1 protein-coding gene and 1 tRNA gene are annotated in these 1,157 nt (G+C 71.0%); both read right to left on the bottom strand.

Features of this window, described 5'->3' with window-relative positions; translation table 11 throughout:
* On the bottom strand, window positions 1-1,007 hold a 1,007-nt coding region (locus tag I59_RS17385; protein ID WP_022904954.1), incomplete at its 3' end, for a Gfo/Idh/MocA family protein.
* 73 nt (window positions 1,008-1,080) lie between these two features.
* Window positions 1,081-1,156: transfer RNA gene (locus tag I59_RS17380), tRNA-Thr, on the bottom strand.
* Window position 1,157 lies beyond the last annotated feature (1 nt).

The raw sequence follows: 1,157 nt of genomic DNA, 5'->3' as shown, positions 1-1,157 counted from the left end.
ACTGCGGGAGGAGCCTCCAGGCCGTCGTCGCCGTCCGCGGGGTAGCGGACGCCCACCTGGCGCCGCACCTCGTCGAGGAGCGCCATGATCCCGACCGACTCCTCCAGGTCCATCGGACCGCCCTCGTGCGTCCCCGTCTCGATCATCGTCTCGAAGGCGCGGGCCTCGTGGCCGTAGCCGGCGCGCTCCTCGCGACCGTCGAACTCCTCGACCACCGCGCCGTCGCGGTCCCGGATGCGCCACGTCGTCGGCGTGTACCAGGTGTCGTCGAGGTCGATGCGGCCGTCCTCACCGATGATCGAGGCCGTGTTCGGGCTGCGGAGGTCGAGCGCGAAGTGCACCGTCGACTGCGTGCCGCCGGCGTGGTTCATCACGATGCCCATCTGCGTGTCGACGCCCTGCTCGCTCAGGGTCCCCGACGCCACGACCGACTCGGGCAGCCCGAGGACGTCGACCGCGAACGACACCGGGTATATCCCGAGGTCGAGCAGGGCCCCGCCACCGAGCGCCGGGTCGTTCAGCCGGTGCCGCGGGTCCGACGGCAGCGCCTGGTGGTGCGTCGCCTCGACGAGGCGCGGTCGGCCGATCCGTCCCTCGGCGAGGACCTCGCGGATCATCGCCATCTGCGGCAGGAACCGCGTCCACATCGCCTCCATCACCGCCACGTCCGCCCTGCGTGCCGCGTCGGCGACCGCGCGTGCCTCGGCGGCGGTGATGGTGAAGGCCTTCTCGACGAGGACGTGCTTGCCGTGCTCGATCGCCAGCAGCGCGTCGGCGGCGTGCCGGGAGTGCGGTGTCGCGACGTAGACCGCGTCGACGTCCGGGTCCGCGACCAGGTCCTCGTACGAGCCGTGGGCCCGCGCGATGCCGAACTCCGCGGCGAAGGCCTGCGCGGAGTCGGGCGTCCGACTGCCGACCGCCACGAACTCCACGCCGACCGCCGTGCAGTCTCCGACGAAGGACCGCGCGATGCCACCCGTGCCCAGGACTCCCCAGCGAACCGTCATGGTGCCTGTCTACCAGGACACTCGTGCACGAACGGCAGAACCCCCTCTGATCCGGGGATCGGAGGGGGTTCCGTGGAGCCGCCTGTCGGAATCGAACCGACGACCTATTCATTACGAGTGAATCGCTCTACCGACTGAGCTAAGGCGGCG

The sequence above is a fragment of the Curtobacterium sp. B8 genome (genome assembly GCF_000333315.1).
Classification (GTDB): Bacteria; Actinomycetota; Actinomycetes; order Actinomycetales; family Microbacteriaceae; genus Curtobacterium; species Curtobacterium luteum.
The sequence above is the reverse complement of the archived record's forward strand: the minus strand, read 5'-3'. Positions and strand labels throughout refer to the sequence as shown.